This is a genomic window from Pseudoalteromonas sp. APC 3694 (assembly GCF_030407565.1).
Classification (GTDB): Bacteria; Pseudomonadota; Gammaproteobacteria; order Enterobacterales; family Alteromonadaceae; genus Pseudoalteromonas; species Pseudoalteromonas tetraodonis.
This window is the reverse complement of the sequence record NZ_JASDDE010000023.1, coordinates 14,700-34,890: the sequence shown is the minus strand read 5'-3', so window position 1 is coordinate 34,890 and position 20,191 is coordinate 14,700. Positions and strand designations below refer to the sequence as shown.

Here is a 20,191-nt window from a genome sequence, read left to right as displayed (position 1 = left end):
ACGTCGCAAGGCCTAAGAAGAGTACGTTTCATTAATTAAACTTAACGTCGCCGACCATTCCAGATTGGTAGTGCCCAGGAACATTACAAGCAAACTCAATATTGCCATCACCTGAAAATGTCCAGATAATTTCTTGGCTTTGTCCTGGTTCAAGTAACACACTGTTAGGGTCATCATGCTTCATGGACTGTCCATCACCCATGTCCATTTCCATCATTTCGTGATTAATTTTATTTCCCTGAATAACGCCGTGCTTCATCATCACTAACATTTCTTCTTGGTGTGCCTTATGCATTGCCGCGGTACCAATATTAAATTCATGCACCATCACACCTTCATTTTTAACCACAAAGCGAACAGTCTCTCCGGATCTCACTGAAATTTCTTCAGGCTCATAATAGTTATCAAACATCGCAACCGTTATTGTCCGTGAAACGTCTGAGGCTTTCCCAGGCTTTCCAACTTTTTCAACACTAGCCCCGTGCTTATGTTCATCACCATGGGCGCCAGCCCCAAAAGCTGAAAGTGACATAGACATAAATGCTGCTGCGATTATTAATTTTGACTTACCCATTAAATACTCTCCAATTCGAATAAACCTTTGCTGGACCACCCAACAGTTCTATTGCCAACACAATAGACCACCAAACTGGATCCCTTCTGAAAATACCAAAAGTGCTTATGATTTATATACACACGCTTTTCACAAGACTTGGCACCTTGCTAAAAAATCAATAGAAAGTAGGATAAAAAAACAAGCTAACTGACTATTCATTCTTTAGCCCGAGATCACATAAATATCTCGTGCTTTTCTTTGTGTTAAACCCTGCTTTTAAATTTCATCATTTATTGATGTGTTAGCCCAATTCAATCAGAATAGAGCCTTGTTTTAGCTGATGGGTAAAGCCGAAAATGAGACTACTACTAGTAGAAGACGATAAACTACTCGCCGAGGGGCTCGCTAATCAACTCGAAAAATCTGGGTTTAGTGTGGACATAACCTATTCAGCTCAAGAGGCGATCACTCTTGGCAAACAAGAAGATTATAAAGCCGGCATCCTTGACCTTGGTCTACCTGATGGAAATGGTTTGGATGTTTTAAAAAGCTGGCGTGCTAAAAAAATTATTTTCCCCGTACTGATTCTTACCGCCAGGGGGGATTGGCAAGATAAAGTGAACGGCCTAAAGGCCGGTGCAGATGATTATTTAGCGAAGCCTTTCCAAACCGAAGAGTTGATAGCAAGGCTACACGCCATTGTCAGAAGAAGCGAAGGCCGTGTCGAGTCGTCATTAAAAGCTGGCCGCTTTGAACTCGACGAAAATAGGCAATGCCTTAAAACAGAAGATGGCATAGAGCATAGCTTAACAGGTACAGAGTTTCGGTTACTGCGCTGTTTAATGGGATGTCCGGGTCATATTTTCTCTAAGGAACAACTGATGGAGCAGCTTTACAACCTTAACGAGAACCCGAATGAAAACGTTATTGAAGCGTATATTCGCCGCTTAAGAAAACTCGTTGGACCTAAAACCATTGCTACCAGGCGCGGCCAAGGGTACGTGTTTAATGATGTTATTTAAAAAACCTGAATCCATAAAAGGCACACTATTAATCTTGCTACTTCCAGCTGGCATTATTTTAATGGCCATTGCCTGGCTGGTTCACGGCTTACTTTTAGAAAAAATGTCTCGCGAATTTATTGAAAGCCGACTAAGAGATGAGGCCGGTTTTTTAGAGCACCACATCCGCCAAGCGCAAGGCAATATAAACCTGCTTGAAACCGGTGATTATTTCGAGAAAGTTTTTCATCATGCTTTTGCTATTTATACTCAAGGCGAAAAAGTCATATCCCCCAAATCTTGGGAGCCGCTGCTTAACCCGATGCTCGTATCAAGTGACGATAAAAGTATAAGAATTCGCGGGGCTAGCATTCCTGATGCACCTTCTGATATTTTTGCCTATAGGAAGTCGTTTTTTGTTAATGGCGTTGCTGTGACGGTCATAGTCTCAGAAGATATGGGGGAGCTGCAAAGTGGCCAAGAAGATCTACACATATGGACGGCTATTGTCTCTATGCTACTCATTTTATTATTGGTGGGCATTATTTGGTTTGGCATAAACCTTTCAATGCGGCCTGTCACGCTACTTCAGTCTAGGCTTAAAATATTGTAAAGTGGCGAAATATCGCGAATTAATACCAAAGCACCGGAGGAGTTCCGGCCATTAGTACAACAGCTTAATCAGCTGCTTGATTCTTTAGATCAAAGGCTTGAACGTTCTCGCGAAGCACTTGCAAATTTATCACACAGTGTAAAAACTCCCATTGCTGCCCTTAGGCAAATTTTAGAGGACACAAGCCGCCCCCTAGATAATGCACTAAGGCATGAAATGGCACTGCGGCTAGCCAATCTCGATAAACAACTAGAAGCAGAAATGCGGCGCAGCAGGTTTGCCGGCCCACAAGTAGGTAAAAGCGCTTACCCTGTGAAACAAGCGCGCGATTTACTTTGGATGCTAGGTAGGCTTTACCCGGAAAAATCTTTCGAACTATCAACCTCAATCACTAGCGAATGCCGCTGGCCGATTGAAGAACATGACCTCAACGAAATATTAGGCAACTTGTTGGATAACGCTGGAAAGTGGTCAGCTAAATGCATTGAGCTTTCTTTGGAGCGTTGTCATAATTCAGCGAAAATCATCCTCACTGACGATGGCCCTGGCGTGACAAAAGACGAGATGGAAAACCTAGGTCAAAGGGGACTAAGGCTTGATGAGCAGACACCTGGCCACGGGCTTGGCCTAGCAATTGTTCGAGAAATTGTCACTCGATACGCGGGGAGCATTTCTTTTTCAGCAAGATCTATGGGCGGTTTAAAGGTATTAATAGAAATCGCTGTTCAAGAGACTGACAAAAGCTGCACAGACCGTAACTAAGTCACCAAAGCCCACTCGGCGGTGTTACTTTAAACCTAACCCCGCCTTAAAAAATCCCGTCATCCACGTTAATTTAGTAGAGCTTAGATTTGCAAATATACTGCGCTACGCTTTTACAGGCTTTTAACTTTCGGGTAAGCGGATTAAATGGTTGATCTTACCTTTGCATGAGAGTGAGACAGACCGGCATCTCATCGGATTATCTGGTTGATGCTTCACCTACTGCTGGTGCATGTTTCCTTCGCTAATTCCAGCAAGAACCCCACACGCCTCAACTTCCCGGTCATCGTTGCAACTCGCTCTCAGTGAAACGAGTTGTTTCTCAAGCGCTTGCAGAGCGGTTATCTGCGACCGCACATGAGAGATGTGATCATCGAGCAAGGCGTTGACGGCGGTACAAGGCTGATGAGGGTCGTCCTGATAGCTCTGTAGTTCGTGAATCTCAGCCAGTGACAGGCCCAGGATTCTGCAGCGACGGATGAAGGCCAGCCCCTCACCATGCTTCTCGGTATAGACACGGTAACCGTTGTCCTGCCGATCAGGCGGCGGCAACAAGCCCTGCCGTTCGTAGAAGCGGATCGTCTGTGTATCTACCCCTACTGACTGTGCCAACTGACCAATACGCATCGGGTTCCTCCGCAACGGATTCTCTACGCTATTGACCTTATAGCGACTATATAGTTTTAAATAGTACCACAACATTGTTCAAGTGGAGTCGTATCATGAGTAAAAACTGCGGAGGCCCCTGTGGCGACCATGCAAGGCCTGCGGCGGATACCGATATGCAGGCCTCCTCCGATGCGTCGGGGGAATGGGTCAGTGTTTATGCCGTGCCGAAGATGGACTGTCCATCAGAAGAGCGCATGATTCGCCTGGCCCTGAACGGCGTTGAGGGGATTCGGGCACTGTCCTTCGACTTGTCGAACCGCCGGCTGAAGGTCGTGCATGACGGCGAGGTCGAGCCCGTCACCTCGAAACTGAAGACCTTGGGGCTAGGCGCCTCGCTTCAGGAAACCGTCGCTGCAAATCCGGAGACCATCAAGGCCGCCGAGTTTTCGGCAGCTTCTGCTAAGCAAGAATCCGGGACCCTGCGCTGGTTGCTCGGCATCAATGCACTTCTGTTCGTGGTGGAAATGACTGCCGGTCTGATCGCCCAGTCCACCGGCCTCATTGCAGAGTCCCTGGACAATTTTGCTGATGCGGCAGTGTACGGACTCGCTCTTTATGCGGTTGGGCATAGCGTGAAAAGGCAGGTCCGTGTTGCGCACGTTGCTGGTGTGGTCCAACTGGTTTTGGCTGTTGGCGTACTCGTAGAGGTCGTGAGGCGCTTTGTATTCGGTAGTGAGCCTGAATCGCTGGTGATGATGGCTATCGCATTCGTCGCATTGATTGCCAATACCAGTTGTCTGCTGCTCATATCCAAACATCGGGAAGGCGGGGCGCACATGAAGGCAAGCTGGATATTCTCGGCCAACGACGTGGTGATCAACCTGGGGGTCATCACCGCCGGCGCCCTGGTCGCGTGGACCGGTTCCAATTATCCGGATCTGATTATCGGCACCATCGCGGGGGTCATTGTACTTAACGGTGCCAGACGCATTCTGGCGTTGAAGGGTTAAATAATGCTCATTATTGGCAAAAAGCTCTCGCCGTATGCCCTATTGTCCATATCGGGCCTGCTGGCAGCGTCTGATCAGGCTGTAAAGTGGCTGGTGCAGCAATCAATGGCCTATGGCGAGTATGTTTCGGTGACCCCGTTCTTTAACTGGGTGCACCTATGGAACACCGGTGCCGCATTCAGTCTTTTTGCGAATGGTGGAGGCTGGCAGCGCTACTTTTTTATCGTAATCGCGGTAGTGGTCTCGATTTTTCTGATCAAGCTGATCCTTGAAAATCGTCATAAAGGAGAAGCCATCGCTTACAGTCTTATCCTCGGTGGCGCCATGGGCAACCTGATTGACCGGGTCTTTCGCGGCTATGTTGTGGATTCCTTTGATTTCTATTGGCGAGACTGGCATTGGCCGGCCTTCAACCTGGCTGATATTGCAATTGTCCTCGGTGCCTTACTTTTCGTTTCCAGCAGCTTGTTGGGTAAAAAAGCAAACACCAATGCCGAGTCGGATGGATCTGACTGACACCTACGCCTATACAACACCATGACCGAACTTCCCGACAACATCCTTCACCTGCCGCAATACCAAGTACTGGGCTGCAAATCAACCGACGACGAAATGCACTTCCAGGTGGACGTGCCCGATCCCATCGCCTGCGAGGAATGCGGCGTGCAGGGTGAGTTCGTACGGTTCGGCAAGCGTGACGTTCCCTATCGTGATCTGCCCATCCACGGCAAGCGGGTCACTCTCTGGGTGGTCCGCCGCCGATACACCTGCCGGGCCTGCAAGACAACATTCAGGCCCCAGCTACCGGAGATGGTGGACGGATTCCGTATGACACTGCGGCTGCATGAGTACGTGGAGAAGGAATCCTTCAACCACCCCTACACCTTTGTGGCGGCACAGACCGGCCTGGACGAGAAGACGGTGCGCGACATCTTCAACGCCCGCGCCGAGTTCCTGGGGCACTGGCACCGCTTCGAGACGCCCCGCATCCTGGGCATTGACGAGCTATACCTGAACAAGCGCTACCGCTGCATTCTGACCAACATTGAGGAGCGAACCCTGCTCGACCTGCTGGCCACCCGCCGCCAGGACGTGGTGACCAACTACCTGATGAAGCTGAAAGACCGGCAGAAGGTCGAGATCGTCAGCATGGACATGTGGAACCCCTACCGGGCAGCGGTCAAGGCTGTGCTGCCCCAGGCCCGTATCGTGGTCGATAAGTTCCATGTGGTGCGCATGGCCAACGATGCCCTAGAGAGAGTGCGCAAGGGCCTCAGAAAGGAGCTGAAACCGTCCCAGAGTCGGACTCTCAAGGGAGACCGGAAAATCCTGCTGAAACGCGCTCACGAAGTCTCAGACCGGGAGCGCCTCATCATGGAGACCTGGACAGGCGCGTTCCCGCAACTGCTGGCCGCCTACGAGCACAAGGAGCGCTTCTACGGCATCTGGGACGCCACCACACGGCTCCAGGCAGAAGCCGCCCTGGACGAGTGGATAGCCACCATCCCGAAGGGCCAAAAGGAAGTCTGGAGCGATCTGGTCAGGGCAGTGGGAAACTGGCGCGAAGAGACCATGACCTACTTCGAGACGGACATGCCCGTCACCAACGCTTACACGGAGTCCATCAACCGACTGGCCAAGGACAAGAACCGTGAAGGGCGCGGTTACTCCTTCGAGGTGATGCGGGCACGAATGCTCTACACCACGAAGCACAAGAAGAAGGCACCGACTGCGAAGGTCTCTCCTTTCTACAAGAAAACCATCGGTTACGGACTGCCGGACTTCGCAGAGGAACTCAACTACGGAGTCGATCTATCAACCATCTGAGGGTGGTATCAGATTGATGGGGTGAAGGTGACCCATCAACCATTAAATCCGTATACCCCAAATTGTTACCTATGAAGTCACTTTGTGTAGACCTCGGGGTCTAAGCAACGCGCTTTTACCATCTCTGTGGTAAATACTGCGTGAAATACAAAGGCATCACGATATTGGTTTGCTCTAATGCGGATGAGCCTTGTGTACCCGTTAACTTAAAGGTTTTACTTGGAGTACATTTTTCAACGTAGGATGCCAACGATTTTGCTCTTGTACGTTTACCACTTTTGACCTCCACAGGGACGATATCGCCTTCATCGGTCGCCAAAATAAATTCGATTTCGGCGCGGGCGTCATTCCATGAATAGCTTGGGTCAACGCCAATGGCAGTGAGCTCTTGTTGCACAAAGTTTTCAGCCACATAACCTTTGTATTCATAGTTTTGTTGCTTAATTTCTTTATAACTGCTGCCGAGCATATGATTAAGCAGGCCCACATCAAACAGAAACAGTTTCACCATATTTTCTTTTTTATAGGCCGCTAACGGAGATTTCGGCAATCCTTCAATAGGGTAGTTTGGCAAAGCTAAGCGGCAGCAGTTAAGCCAATGGATCGCGGTTTCAAAATCGCTATAACGAGATTTACGCTCATGCACATGCTTAAATTTAAAGCGTTTAACCGACTCATCGCTGACAAGTGATAGCTGGGCTGGAATGCTATTAAATACCGATTCAATCAGTGTGGCGTCGACCTTGCCCGCGTACTTACCAAAATCGCGGCGATAACCTTCCACTAAATCGGCATGAATTTTTGTGACTTTTTCAACACGCTCTAGAATGCTTGAATCCTTATACTGATACCAAGCAGAAACGGCTTCCGGCATACCACCAGTAAAAAAGTAGTCAGTGAGTTTGTCCATCAATTTGGTGTGTACTGCCGGTGTGCTTGCTTGACTATCAAATGCTTTGATCAGCGCTTGCTCGTTGGATGCGTAAATAAATTCTTGGAAGGTCAGTGGTCGTAAATTGTATTGTTCTACCTTGCCCACAGGGAAGGTGTTGAGCAAACCAATATTCGAGCCGCTGGCAGCGACAAAATAGGACGGTGCTTTTTCAGCAAAGTACTTTAGTGAGGTAACGGCACGTTCACATTCGCCAATTTCATCTAATATCAGCAGATCGGTTTCTGGGTTGAACGCTTGGTTGGTTAACAACTCAATGTTCATTACTAGCTCGTCAGGTGACAGAGAGCCATCGAACGCTTCTTTGTAAGCAGGGTTTTCAAGGAAGTCGATACGAAGGATGTTGGCAAAGGTGTTCCCAAATAACTCTTGTAGCAGATAGGTTTTACCTGTTTGTCTTGCACCATCGATCAATAATGGCTTGCGCACCGGTTGATTTTTCCATGCTATTAGGGCGTTTAGTAAGTTGCGCTGCATTGTCATTTCCCGCCAATTAAGACTGTTAACTGCCTGTAGTATAACTCATTCTACACTTTTACGCGCAGAAAAGTGAGGAATTTTACATTTTTATGCGCATAAAAGTGTAATCCGCAACCTTTGGCATTCAGGGATCCATTTCATCGCCTTGGCCAACGCGCAAGCTAAACCTAAAGGTGGGATATAAATCCAATTATATTGAGTAAAGTGGGAATATAGTCCTATATGTAAATTGTTGGAGTTGCTTGGGATTCAAAGTTGGACTATATTCCCATTAACGGTTAAATAGTGGGAATATAGTCCCTTTGGTTGGTGATATGGCTAAGCGTGACTTACACAATGTACTGTTTCCAAAGCAGCGCAAAATCCTGACGCATTTTGGTGAAGACTTGCTGTTGGCGATGAAACGACGTGGTTTTACAAAAAAGCTACTGTGTGAACGTACTGGTTTTGATCATAAAACCGTGAATAAAGTCTTCGCCGGTGATCCGGGCGTTGCCATAGGCACTTACTTAAAAGTGATGGCTGTTCTTGGCATGGAAAGCAACTTTGCAGAAATGGCCGCTCATGATGAAGTGGGTATCAAGCTGCAAAACATAAAATTGCTGGAAGGTTCAAAATGAGCCGTGAAATCGTCGAAGTCTATGCCGACTGGCAGCCAATTGAAGCGCCTTTGCTAATTGGGCTGCTTGCTTACAGTGATTCAAGCCGAGGTGGCGTATTTAGTTTTGCCTACGATAAAGCATTTTTAACCTCAGCCTATCGCTTGCAAATTGATCCCATCCTGTCGCTTCACTCCGGTGAACTCTATAACGATGAAGCCGATAAAAACTTTCGCGCATTTCTTGATTCATCGCCTGATAGATGGGGGCGTATTTTAATGCAGCGGCGTGCGGCGATTGAGGCGCGCAAAGGTATTCGAGCAACAAGTCGATTAAACGAATTGGATTACCTGCTGGGCGTACATGACTCTTATCGGATGGGGGGGATTCGATTTAAGCGAGTAGGCTCGGATGCTTTTTTGGACGACAACTCTGAGTTTGCTGCGCCGCCAATGGCTTCTTTGCGAGAGCTAGAGCACGCAGCAATGCAGATTGAAAAAGACGATAACATCGACAGTGACGAGTATTACCGCTGGTTGAAAATGCTGATTTCTCCAGGCTCATCATTAGGTGGTGCAAGGCCCAAGGCTTGTGTCACAGATGAACAAGGCCACTTGTGGATTGCCAAGTTTCCCAATCTAAATGATACCCATGACGTGGGCGCATGGGAGATGGTCTGTTATGAATTGGCTCTTGCGGCAGGTGTTCACATGTTTCCAAGTGAGATCAAGCAATTTTCGTCACAGCACCATACCTTTTTAACCAAACGGTTTGACCGCGACGGTGAAAAGCGGCTGCATTTTTCATCGGCCATGACACAGCTTCAATACTATGATGGTGAACAATCTCAAGGTGCTAGCTACTTAGAGATTGCTGAATTTATTTCCAATTCTGGTGCACAAACCGCAGCCGATTTAGCTCAGCTATGGCGTCGAATCGTGTTTAATATTGCGGTGTCCAACACGGATGATCACCTGCGTAACCATGGGTTTTTATTAACAAAGAATGGCTGGAAGTTATCACCTGCTTATGATTTAAACCCGATAGTGGGTAAGCATGGCCTGCATCTGAATATTACCGATGCAGACAACGCTTTAGACTACCAGCTAGCCTTTGATGTGAAAGACTTCTTCAGACTTTCGCAAACCCAAGCCACGCAAATTTACGATGAAGTATTAATGGCGGTTAAGCAATGGCAAACCGTTGCTAAGCGGCTAGGGATCAGCCGAGCGGAGCAAGCCATGAAACAATCAGCGTTTAACGTTTAATGAGTCAGTGAAACTATATTTTCATTTTTCAGCAGATAAAGAAGTTTTAGTTTCACTTTATGCTTTGCCTCATACTCCATGTGTTTTAACACTTCGCTCATCCCTTGGGCTTTTGGGGCAGTTTGGGCAAAGCCTTAGTTCACGCCACTTAGCCACGCACTAACTCTGCCCACAGAGCATTTATTGTTTTGGGCACTATCTACAAACTGGAGCAAGTAGCTACTTGTACCCTCAGAAAGCTGCACGATCTGGGCATTTATCTGCCTACTGCGTCCGTTTAGTACTGGCAAACTCCTAACTGAACTTAACAGATCAGTGAGGAAGCAAACGATGAACCCAACTACACAATCATCCACCACATCAACACACCCAGCGCGTCAGCAGCGGATTTTGCGCTTGCCCGAGGTAAAGGCCAAAACAGGCTTTGGCCGCAGCACCATTTATGCCCTGATGGCCAACGGTGAATTTCCGCGATCCATTCGTATTGGTGCGCGTGCCGTGGGCTGGTTAGAAAGCGATATCGACCAGTGGATTGAAACCCGCCGTATCGGTGCTGCTTATGGCCGTGGATAAAGCATCAGCATCAAACCCGTTACCTGCCAGTGAGATGCATAGCAACGCGCCAACATTACCGGCTGGTTTTGCCTATAACGCGCAAAACTGGCTGGTGATGCAACCAGCAGGGTAAGATAGCCCTGTTAAAATCTGCTCTTGGTTGCAAGTGGCCGCCCGCACCCGCGATCCGCAAGGAGACAACTACGGCTATTTATTGCACTGGTTAGACGATGACAATCGCCATCGCTATTGGGCCATGCCCGCAGAACTATTGGCCGGAGATGGGAGCGAGTACCGCCGAATCCTACTCAGCCGAGGCATGCGGCTTAGTAACAGTGTCAAAGCGCGGCAGTTGCTCTCGCTGTTTATTCAACAAATGGGCGAACTGGCCACGCAAAAGGCCATTAGCGTGAACTGCATTGGCTGGCATCACCACGCTTATGTGCATCCGCGCCTCACCTTTTACCCCTGTGAACACAGCAGCAACAACCCGCGTATGGTGCTGCAAACCATGCACCCGATAGAAGGCTTTATTCAACAAGGCAGTAGCGACAGTTGGCGGCAGCACGTTGGCCGTTATTGTCTGGATAACCCGCTATTAATCGTTGGTGTCTGCGCTGCACTGGCTGCCCCTTTGTTGCATTTGTGCGGGGTGGATGGTTTTGGTTTACACCTCTTCGGTGCCAGCAGTACTGGTAAAACTGCGGCGCTGTATCCGGCATTATCGGTGTGGGGCGAGCCTAATCAGCTGCGCCACAGTTGGCGTGCCACGGCTAACGGTTTAGAAGGTACAGCATTAGCGCATAACGATGCCTTGTTGGCGCTCGATGAAATGGGCGAAGTTGACCCAAAAGAGGCGGGCGATGTCGCTTATATGCTTGCCAATGGTCAGGGTAAAACACGAGCAGGCAAATACGGTGAAATGCGCTTACCCGCCCGTTGGCGTTTGGTGTTTTTATCCACTGGCGAAGTCACGCTCGAAAGCCATCTGGCAAGTATCGGCAAGCGTGTAAAAGCAGGGCAGCAAGTGCGCGTGATTGATCTCAGTGCCGATGCCGGAGCGCAAATGGGCGTGTTTAACCAGAGCCATGGCATGAACGCCGCCGATTTATCCGATCACCTAAAACAACAAAGTCGCCAACATTACGGCAGCTTGGCCTTGGATTGGTTACGGTATTTAACGCAGCACAGCACGCAGGTGTGCCCCGTTTTCCAAAACGTACGCCAACGCTTTTTAGCCAGTTTACCTCCCGAGTCAGACGGCCAAGTGCGCCGAGTCGCCGAAAAATTTGCCTTACTGGCCAGCGCTGGCCTGTTAGCCATTCAAGCCAAAGTACTTGATTGGCCAGCTCAAAGTGTCGAAGCTGCCTGTTTAAGCCAGCTTAACCAATGGATACTTGCCCGCGGTGGTGTAGCCGCCAATGAAGATCAACAAGCCATTCGCCAGGTGCGCAGTTTTATTGAGCAACATGGCGAAAGCCGCTTTACGCCCAAACAAACCGGTTACAGCAGCCAAGTACGCCAACGCGCGGGTTGGATAGATACCAGCGGCCCACAAACCCTCTACCTGTTTTACCCAACCGGCTGGCGTGAAGCCACCGAAGGCCTCAGCCCAGATCGCGCCGCCAAAGCACTGATGGCCGCAGGCTACCTAATCCCCGATGGCAACCGACCACAGCGCAAAGTCAGCCTGCCCGACAACACCCGCCCACGCATGTATTGTGTTAAAGGCAGTATCTTGGATGATTAATTAACTTGACCATGAAATCGTTAATGTCATAATCTTTTTGATTATGACATGGAGTATAATTGACACCCAATTGCTATCTGTATTATTATCCATAATAAATTTGAGTTGTATTTTACAGAGACATTTTTCTGTTGGCAGAATGAGATAAAAGCGATTTCTGTGATTAACTGGTAGCAATTGTTCAGGCCACTTTTTATATAACAAAGGTTCTTAACCCTTGATTAAAAGCAAATTATTAGATGATATTAGCCAAGCGCAGCAAGAAAGACTATTTCATATAGATTTCAAACTACGTTTTTTAGGCACCGTCAACAGAAATGATCTGGTTAACAGGTTTGGTATTAAAGCCGCCGCCGCAACTCGAGATATTTCTTTATATAAAGAGTTGGCACCTAAAAATCTAATCTACGACACAAAAGCTAAGGCGTATATTGAGGCTGATACTTTCAATCCTTTATTCAATCATCAAGCGAGTCAAACACTGGCTGCATTGTGCTACGGACTGGGTGATGATCATGTCTCAGTTAATACACCTTTAGTTTCCTCTGAAACCCCTACTCAACTTAATTTTCCGAATTTGGATGTATTGGCCAAAGTGACTAAAGCAATCCATCAAAGCAAAGCTCTTAACATTTATTATCGCTCGCTTTCTAGCGGCTTGAGTCAACGCGATATCGTCCCTTTTGCGCTTGTAGATAACGGCCTTCGTTGGCATGTAAGAGCTTTTGATCGGAAAAGAAAACAGTTCAAAGATTTCGTTTTAAACCGCATAGAGAAGCCAAAGCTTTTAAGTTCTCCTATAGAAACTAGGGAGACTAAAGAAGAGGATATTCAATGGAATCGCATGGTTGAAATGCACATCGTGCCACATCCAAACCTTAAGCACCCTGAAACAATTGAAGCAGAATACGCCATGATAGAAGGTGTGCTTAGAGTTCAAATACGAGCAGCGGTTGCTGGATACGTATTAAGACGCTGGAACGTCGATTGCTCAAAAAAGCACACTTTAATGGGACCAGAATTTCAGTTATGGCTTAAAAATACTCAAACGCTTTATGGTGTTGAAAATTTAGCCATAGCTCCCGGTTATCAAGAATTACAAGACTAAATTTGATGGAAGTAAATATGCAGTCAATCATTCATACATGTGAACCACGTCAGGATATTATTCAAGGTTCATTCAATCCAGAAATTTTCACAGCGTCAATCAGTCAGGTTGCTTCTGCATATTCAGGAAAAGGCAGTGCAATTGATTCCATTTATACCGATGCTGAAGCGTTTTTCAAGGAAGCAACCTTTCCAACCGAAGGTTTACGCCGCGTAGTTCGTGATGTAATGGGTCGCCTTAATGGTGATAACAGCAAGCCAGCCATACACCGATTAGAAACAGCATTCGGTGGTGGTAAAACTCACACCTTGATCGCGCTAACTCACCTCAGCCATCGCGGAAGTGACATTGCCTCGGCCGCTGCAGATGTAGTTGAAGCTGAAGTTCTGCAGCCTGCTGGTAGCGTTGATGTTGTTGCCGTTGCTTGTGATGAAATGCCGGTAATCGCACCCAGCGGTGAAAAAGTATTGGCCTATACCCTCTGGGGAGAAATGGCACTTAAGCTTGGCGGCGAAAGCTTCTACAACGACAACATTAAAGAAGTGACTTCAGCAGCGTTCCCTGGCCAATACTTTTTAGAGCGCATGTTCGAAGGCCGTAAAGTATTGATCATGCTCGACGAGCTCGCACAATATGCAACTCGTTATGAAGCCGCTCATACTGGCGGGGGCGAACAGATTAGTGCCTTTTTAATGGCCCTTCTCGGATATGCCCGTACTCACAGTGGCGTCAGTGTTGTGCTTACCCTTGCCAGCCAAAGTGATGCATTCCAAGGTCAAACCGGCATGCTGCAAGGTGTTCTATCTTCAACACTAGGCCGCGATGTAGATGAAGAAGAAGCGGCCGCGCTGGCTCAACGAGCAAGCCAAAGCATTATGAGTGTAGTAAAGCGTGATGCAACCACCACAGTACCTGTTCGACCCACAGAAATTTCTCGGGTATTGGCGCGCCGCTTGTTCACTAAAATTAACGATGCCGACGCCTCAACGACTGCCGCAGCTTACATGGAAATGTACAAGCGCAGTGGCTCGCAGTTACCAGACACAGCTACCCGCGACGATTACAGCAAATCGATCGTTGCGAACTACCCATTCCACCCAAGCTTTATCGCCTACCTGACTAACAAGCTTGCCTCTGCTGAAAGCTTCCAAGGCACGCGAGGAGTCTTGCGCGTGTTGGCCATGGCCATTCGCACTATTTGGCAAAAGCGCATGGAAATTCCTTTGGTACATACCAGCCATCTAAACATGGCAAACCCAGACTTAGCAGACGAGCTTATCGGTCGTACCGGCGCGAATGACCTATTAACCGTTCTCAATGCCGATGTGGGTGGCGCAGACTCAAGTAATCTAGAAATGGGCGTATCTGTTGCGCAAAACCTCGATCGCAACAATCCTCACCCGCAAGGTTTACCACTTTACGAGTGGACCTGGAAAACCGTATTCCTGCACAGCCTTATCGGCCGTGGCGAAGGTCTATCTTCCAATGTCTTCGGCATTACATTTGCGGATGCATTGCTTGAAGTAGCGATGCCTAATATCCCGCCATCACAGGTTGAAGCGGCATTAAAAGCTATTTCAAACGAAGCCTATTACTTGCGTGCAAAAGACGGTCGTTTCTACGCGCATACTGACCCTACCGAAGCACGTATCGTTTCTACGATTAAACAAGGCCTCCAACCCGATGATGTTGAAGAGCAGCTCACGGTCGTGGCACGTAAAGTGGTCAGCCACAACAGCCCAACTTTCCAAGTGGCTCAAGATGTTTCTGCACCCGAGCACGTCCCAGATAAAACTGGTCGCCCTGTATTAGCCATCGTTCGCCTGGATGCAAACAAAGTCGATCCAACAGATATGACCACTACAGCTGGTAATGGTCAGCCTCGCTTAGAGCAAAACAACGTATTCATGCTGGTGCCAGAAACCGTTCAAGTCGCTGGCGACACCTGGAGCGAAGATCGAGTCAAAAAATCTCAGTACCGCAAAGACCGTTTAAATGATGTCGCACGCACCGTTATCGCCATGCGTCGCCTACAGAGCAAACCAGAAGATTACGGCATGTCAGCGGCCAAGCTGCAAGACAGTGGTTTCACCGCCAAGCTTAAAGAACGAGAAATGGCGCTGCAAACCTCGGTTGCACAGGCTTATGACACCATTTTATTCCCAGGTGCTTCGGGTCAAGTTGCTCAGAAAAGTATTAAACAGGCCGGTGGTGAGGGAGGCATGTCTGTTGACGAAGAGATTCGCCGCGTCCTAACAGAAGAAGGTGAATTGATCACCGCTGAAGCAGCCGCAACACAATCCATGCTGCTACAGCTCGGCCAACTCATCTTTGGCAGTATTAGCCAAACCCCATCGTTGGAGCAAATTCGTAACCAGTTTAATCAAAACCGTCGCTGGCCAATCTTGGATAATCAACGCGTACTAGAACAAATCATTCGTAGCGGTGTAGAGAAAGGCCAATGGTGCCTGTATCGCATGGAATCGAGCGAATCCACCAAACCAGAACACTTCCACAGCCGCGAAACCGGTGGTATTCCACTAGACGTTAACTTGTCCGAAAAAGGCTGGAAGTTGGTTTCTGAGCAAGGCGCCAAACAGCGTGGCTGGAACCCAGAAGCCGAACCTGCAGTAGAGCAAGTTACTCAATGGGTTGAACAAGTGATGACCGAAGAACCTTGTACCAAGGTCAAAGAAGTCATCGCAAAGGTTCAAGAAAAGCATGGCAGCGTGCAAAACAGCACTGTATTGCAAGCGGTAGATAACGTCGTCCAAACCGGTCGCGTGTATACCTACGAAGTACGTGAACCAAGCGATGAAGACAACCCGAACCTAATCTATGGCTCTTCTGCCATGTTCCATCAAACGCAGGAAGACGACATGCTCGTTACGCCTGCAACGGCAGCAGAGAAAGGCTGGGTACAACCGGAAGATACCCGCTACACAAAACAAGGCCATGGACTTGCTATAGCGCTGCATAAACAGCTCAATAAGATCAGCTCCCTATACAGCCGAGGAGCAACAACCGAGCCCGATACTTTGCGCCTGGCTTATTTACATCTACCAGGCGGTGGCAAGTTAAATCTTGACCTAATCAACGCCACCAGCAAAGACATGAAGGCATTAAGCGAATTGTTTGAGGTACTCGCCGATTTAACAACAGTAGGCGACGACAGTCAGGCAATGATAGACATTCAAAATGCACCTGAAGACTGTGCATTTTTAGATTTGGTAAAACAAGCTGATGACTAAAAAGAAACTGACGTTACAAGAGCTCTTCGACAAGACCTTAAAAAACCGCTGGCGCACAGCGCCTTTTGTCTTGCGCTTTACTGAGCTTGCTGATCACACCGGTACGGTTTTGGTGATCAAAGAACGCGTTGAAAAAGAAACCTCCGAGAGCGGTAAAAAGCTCGGCAGCCTGCGTGATCGTGGCACCTTATATGGTGAAAATTTAAAAATACTTTCGCCGCGGCTCAAGCCTATTTTGGAGCAAGTAGTTGATGATGGTGGCGTGCCTTTAGACCTGCAACGCTTTATCAGCCAGGAAGGGTTCAAGCTGCGAGATAACCTGCCTTTAGATGATGAAGCCGGGGCAAAAATTGCCTTAATAGTGAAATTGCAGTCCCGCCTTCACAACCCTGACCGTCTTGAACTGCTCGCCCGACGAGTACAACGATTTAGCCGCGAAGAAGCGGCCTATTGGCTAGGCCGCACTACCCATTATGGTGCCGATGCCAACCGCTGGGCAGTTGCTGGGCTGCGCACCATGCTATGTGGCACAACAAATAATGATGCTGGCATTACTCGCCAGCTAAACAAATTAAGGTAATCAAGCATCATGACTGATAGACGACTGATTGAGGCAGGTTTTCCTTGCCACCAGGTAGGTGCCGAAACCGCTAGGGAGCGCGGTGCAAGTAATATGCTGCCGCCAATATACTACTTACATGTTTGGTGGGCGCGCCGCCCTCTGACCCCTAGTAGAGCGGCTATCGCAGGCTCTCTTTTACCTGACGGAACAGATATCGACCAATTTGTTCAAGACCTCGGCATTGAGAAGAGGGTAATTCAACTTGGCGACCAGTATTGGACACTAACTGGAAAACTTCTCGAAAAGCTACAAGATCAATCTGGCTCAGAAACTCTAGAAGTGGATGCCGCTGTGATACGACTTTACGAGAAAGAAGTAGCTAGAAGACAAAATAACTTGGTCACCATTAACACCCTAGAGACCTTTGATCCTGAACTAGCCAACAGTGAGATTGTAAAAAGGTGGAAACACGAGTCTGGGCCATTGCCCCAAATTCATGCAGGTGAAACTTATACCGTAAAAAGAATTCCCGCAGACGCAGCACACATATCTGCTCGATTAGAATTTGCTAAATCCGACCTTGTTAAGCAAGCACTCGGCAAGGCGCTGAAATGGGAAGACCCTGATTTATACGGCTACTCAAGGGCATACCAAAACGACCATCTACCGACACCAAGCGACTTCACTGTACTTGACCCCACCTCGGGCGGCGGTTCCATTCCATTTGAAGCGTTACGGCTTGGCCACAAAGTCATAGCTAATGAGCTAAACCCGGTAGCTACCACGATTTTAAAAGCTACTCTGGATTTTCCCGCAAGATACGGCATGGATTTACATGCGGATATCGAGCATTGGGGTAAAAAACTAGTCGATGAGGTTGAATCGAGAATGGATGGGTTCTACCCATTCTCTCCAATCCCAGAATATGAACAAAAGCGACTAAAGGCTCATCTCGAAAACTGCCCGGAGCTCTTTGATCAATTCAATGCTAAAGAATACGACCATCAAGGTTTGCTCTATTGTCGTGAAGTAACCTGCCCAAGCTGTCTTGCCAAAACACCTTTGCTTAATACCTGCTGGCTATCAAAAGAGGCATCTGATGCATGGGGCGTAAAACCGATCTCTTCAGGTGAAGGTGTAAATGCCACATACCAATTCGAAACCTACCAGTGTAAAAATGGCAAGGGTCCGAATGGAGAAGACCCTGAACCAGGAACAGTAAAACGCGGCATTGGACAATGTATTCATTGTAAGCAGGCTATTGAAGCAGACGAAATTAAGTCTCAAGCAAGAGGGGAAAGCCCTCACGGCAAATGGGAAGATCAAATTTACTCAGTTGTAGCAACTCGCTTTCAACCTAAATTGGATAAAAACAAATTTCCTCAGTATTTCACAACAGGGGATAAAAAGGGCGAAATTAAAACGGAGAAAATCCGTTATTTTAGAGCACCTAATATCAGTGATATTGAATCATTCAAAAAGGCTAAATCTTATTTAGAAAGTAAGTGGGACTACTTTGATGATAAGGGACTTATTCCTACAGAAAAATTCCCTAAGGGCAATGACATGCGCCCACCAAACTACGGAATGGAACGCTGGTGCGACTTGTTTAATAGTCGACAATTATTAGGCCATTTGGTCCTAATGGATACAATTAGTACTTTAAAACCAGCAATAATAGAAAGGTATGGTCTAGAAAAAGCTAAAGCTATTATCACCTACCTTCAGTTTGGTATAGATAAAATAGTGGATTACAACAGTAAGCAAACTCGTTGGATCACACAAAGAGGGGTTGTATCAGGGACCTTCGGCCGACACGACTACTCGTTAAAATGGACGTATGGAGAAATGGTTTATACCGGCCCCTATTCTGGCCCGAAATGGGGACAAATTCAGGCCGCCAAAGCTTACAGAGAATTAAGTGAGCTATTAGCTGGTGTCAACAAAGTCTACGGTGAAAATATCCCGCTGCAAATTATCAATGGCACCGCAGCTCATATAGAAGGGGTTGAAGATAAATCTATTGATTTGGTGTGCATGGATCCTCCGTACTATGACAACGTTCAGTATGCGGAGTTATCGGATTTCTATTACGTTTGGCAAAAGCGAACTTTAAAAGACCTATATCCTGATGTCTTTTCAATCCGATTAACCAACAAAAGAGATGAAGCTGTCGCCAACCCATCGAGAGATGGTTCCGCGAAAAATGCCAAGGCCGAATATCAAAGGTTAATGCAGGAAATATTTGAAGAAAGTCGCAGAGTTGTAAAAGATAATGGCGTAATGACTCTGATGTTCACCCATAAAGCGCAAGACGCCTGGGAGACATTAACTAGGTCTTTAATTGAGGCTGGCTGGGTGATAACCGCATCATTCCCTGTGGAATCCGAATTTGGCTATTCAACTCATCAGCTAAATTTAGCTTCCGCAGCAAGCTCGATATTTATCACCTGCCGAAAACGCCAAGAAGTACAAACACAAGCTGCTTTTTGGTCTGGCTTAGGCGGCACCGGTATACAACACCAAATTCGCTCTGCCGTAGAAGCAGGCCTTGATGAATTCAGACCACTAAAACTCAACGCCGTTGACCAGATGATTGCCTGTTACGGTCGTGCCCTGCAGGTATTAAGTGAAAACTGGCCGGTAATGGATGGCGATGAAGAGGTATCACCGATTCGCGCCATGAACGAAGCCAGCCGAGTCGTCGCCGAACACCAAATAAAGGTGATCACGGATGGCAACATCTCCGTTGACGATTTGGATACTGAAACCGCCATGGCACTCACCATGTACGGTATTTGGGGCCACAATGAGGCTTCCTTTACCGAAATATTAAACCTGTCGCGCTCGCTTAATATTAGCCTCGAAACCCGTACCGGGGGTTACGGCATTGAAGGTCGCATGGTGGGTATTAACACCGAGATCAGCGGTCGTACTGCCGTTGCAGGTCAAGCTGCCGAGGACAAAGGCTACGCCGCACCATTAGTGAAGAAAGGCTCCAAGCTGCGCTTGGCTAAACCACAAGAGCGCAGTGCTCGCCGGGTTGCTAAACCACAATCAGATTGGGATGTTCTGCATGGCTTGTTACTGAAGTTCCGCGAAGGTGATGTGCCGGTAGCACGCGCCTATTTAGATGAACAGCGTGAAGGCAATGACAACATCATTCTCGACTTACTTGAGGTTTGGGGAGAGGAAGCCGAAACGCCAGAAGCACGTAACGAAGCCCGAGCACTACTGTTTGGCTTAAGACAGTAAACCGAGAGGCCTAACATTGTTAGGCCGCAGTTA

General features: G+C 47.8%; 16 protein-coding genes and 1 pseudogene. 14 read left to right on the top strand and 3 right to left on the bottom strand.

Features of this window, described 5'->3' with window-relative positions:
• Positions 1 to 31 precede the first annotated feature (31 nt).
• Positions 32 to 574, bottom strand: a complete 543-nt coding sequence (locus tag QMA00_RS09840; RefSeq protein ID WP_290156991.1) for a cupredoxin family protein — start codon at positions 572 to 574, stop codon at positions 32 to 34.
• Positions 575 to 912: 338 nt separating this feature from the next.
• On the opposite strand from QMA00_RS09840, the gene QMA00_RS09835 reads away from it, so the two are divergent.
• From QMA00_RS09835 to QMA00_RS09825, 3 genes are all read left to right on the top strand, one after another.
• Complete coding sequence (locus QMA00_RS09835) at positions 913 to 1,578, top strand: response regulator transcription factor (RefSeq protein WP_290156989.1); 666 nt, start codon at positions 913 to 915, stop codon at positions 1,576 to 1,578.
• Positions 1,565 to 2,170 (top strand): hypothetical protein, encoded by a 606-nt coding sequence (locus QMA00_RS09830; protein WP_290156987.1) that lies wholly within the window; start codon positions 1,565 to 1,567, stop codon positions 2,168 to 2,170. Before QMA00_RS09835 ends, QMA00_RS09830 begins: the two co-directional genes overlap by 14 nt.
• 261 nt (positions 2,171 to 2,431) lie before the next feature.
• A complete protein-coding gene (locus tag QMA00_RS09825; RefSeq protein ID WP_290156985.1) occupies positions 2,432 to 2,932 on the top strand; it encodes an ATP-binding protein in 501 nt (166 codons plus the stop codon).
• A gap of 219 nt (positions 2,933 to 3,151) precedes the next feature.
• Here the strand turns inward: QMA00_RS09825 and cadR are convergent, their stop codons facing one another.
• Positions 3,152 to 3,559: a Cd(II)/Pb(II)-responsive transcriptional regulator gene (cadR, locus tag QMA00_RS09820; protein ID WP_114981952.1), complete on the bottom strand. Its 408-nt coding sequence runs from the start codon at positions 3,557 to 3,559 to the stop codon at positions 3,152 to 3,154.
• A gap of 95 nt (positions 3,560 to 3,654) precedes the next feature.
• Between cadR and QMA00_RS09815 the strand changes: the two genes are divergently transcribed.
• The 3 genes from QMA00_RS09815 to QMA00_RS09805 are packed head-to-tail and all read left to right on the top strand — an operon-like array spanning position 3,655 to position 6,378.
• A complete protein-coding gene (locus tag QMA00_RS09815; RefSeq protein WP_290156982.1) occupies positions 3,655 to 4,551 on the top strand; it encodes a cation transporter in 897 nt (298 codons plus the stop codon).
• Positions 4,552 to 4,554: 3 nt separating this feature from the next.
• The gene (gene lspA, locus QMA00_RS09810) at positions 4,555 to 5,067 is read left to right on the top strand and encodes a signal peptidase II (RefSeq protein ID WP_290156981.1); all 513 of its coding nucleotides are present in this window, start codon (positions 4,555 to 4,557) and stop codon (positions 5,065 to 5,067) included.
• Between the two features lie 21 nt (positions 5,068 to 5,088).
• On the top strand, positions 5,089 to 6,378 hold the full coding sequence (locus QMA00_RS09805) for an ISL3-like element ISPpu12 family transposase (protein ID WP_290156980.1): 1,290 nt from the start codon (positions 5,089 to 5,091) through the stop codon (positions 6,376 to 6,378).
• Positions 6,379 to 6,493: 115 nt separating this feature from the next.
• On the opposite strand, the gene QMA00_RS09800 is transcribed toward QMA00_RS09805, so the two are convergent.
• Positions 6,494 to 7,807, bottom strand: coding sequence for an AAA family ATPase (locus tag QMA00_RS09800; RefSeq protein ID WP_086585839.1), 1,314 nt, complete (start codon positions 7,805 to 7,807; stop codon positions 6,494 to 6,496).
• 317 nt (positions 7,808 to 8,124) lie between these two features.
• On the opposite strand from QMA00_RS09800, the gene QMA00_RS09795 reads away from it, so the two are divergent.
• The 8 genes and pseudogenes from QMA00_RS09795 to QMA00_RS09755 all read left to right on the top strand — a co-directional run bounded on the left by QMA00_RS09795 (position 8,125) and on the right by QMA00_RS09755 (position 20,158).
• Entirely contained in the window at positions 8,125 to 8,430 is a 306-nt protein-coding gene (locus tag QMA00_RS09795) for a helix-turn-helix domain-containing protein (RefSeq protein WP_036984862.1), read from the top strand.
• Entirely contained in the window at positions 8,427 to 9,677 is a 1,251-nt protein-coding gene (locus QMA00_RS09790; RefSeq protein WP_007146784.1) for a HipA domain-containing protein, read from the top strand. The genes QMA00_RS09795 and QMA00_RS09790 overlap by 4 nt, the downstream gene beginning before the upstream one ends.
• A 330-nt stretch (positions 9,678 to 10,007) precedes the next feature.
• Positions 10,008 to 10,250, top strand: coding sequence for an AlpA family transcriptional regulator (locus QMA00_RS09785; RefSeq protein ID WP_007146785.1), 243 nt, complete (start codon positions 10,008 to 10,010; stop codon positions 10,248 to 10,250).
• A pseudogene (locus QMA00_RS09775) lies at positions 10,237 to 11,982 on the top strand (DUF927 domain-containing protein). The gene QMA00_RS09785 and the pseudogene QMA00_RS09775 overlap by 14 nt, the downstream one beginning before the upstream one ends.
• Positions 11,983 to 12,199: 217 nt before the next feature.
• Positions 12,200 to 13,090: a WYL domain-containing protein gene (locus QMA00_RS09770; protein ID WP_249930245.1), complete on the top strand. Its 891-nt coding sequence runs from the start codon at positions 12,200 to 12,202 to the stop codon at positions 13,088 to 13,090.
• Positions 13,091 to 13,107: 17 nt separating this feature from the next.
• The gene (locus QMA00_RS09765) at positions 13,108 to 16,341 is read left to right on the top strand and encodes a DUF499 domain-containing protein (RefSeq protein ID WP_076922918.1); all 3,234 of its coding nucleotides are present in this window, start codon (positions 13,108 to 13,110) and stop codon (positions 16,339 to 16,341) included.
• On the top strand, positions 16,334 to 16,921 hold the full coding sequence (locus QMA00_RS09760) for a hypothetical protein (RefSeq protein ID WP_076922917.1): 588 nt from the start codon (positions 16,334 to 16,336) through the stop codon (positions 16,919 to 16,921). Before QMA00_RS09765 ends, QMA00_RS09760 begins: the two co-directional genes overlap by 8 nt.
• A 9-nt stretch (positions 16,922 to 16,930) precedes the next feature.
• On the top strand, positions 16,931 to 20,158 hold the full coding sequence (locus QMA00_RS09755) for a DUF1156 domain-containing protein (protein ID WP_076922916.1): 3,228 nt from the start codon (positions 16,931 to 16,933) through the stop codon (positions 20,156 to 20,158).
• Positions 20,159 to 20,191: the final 33 nt, after the last annotated feature.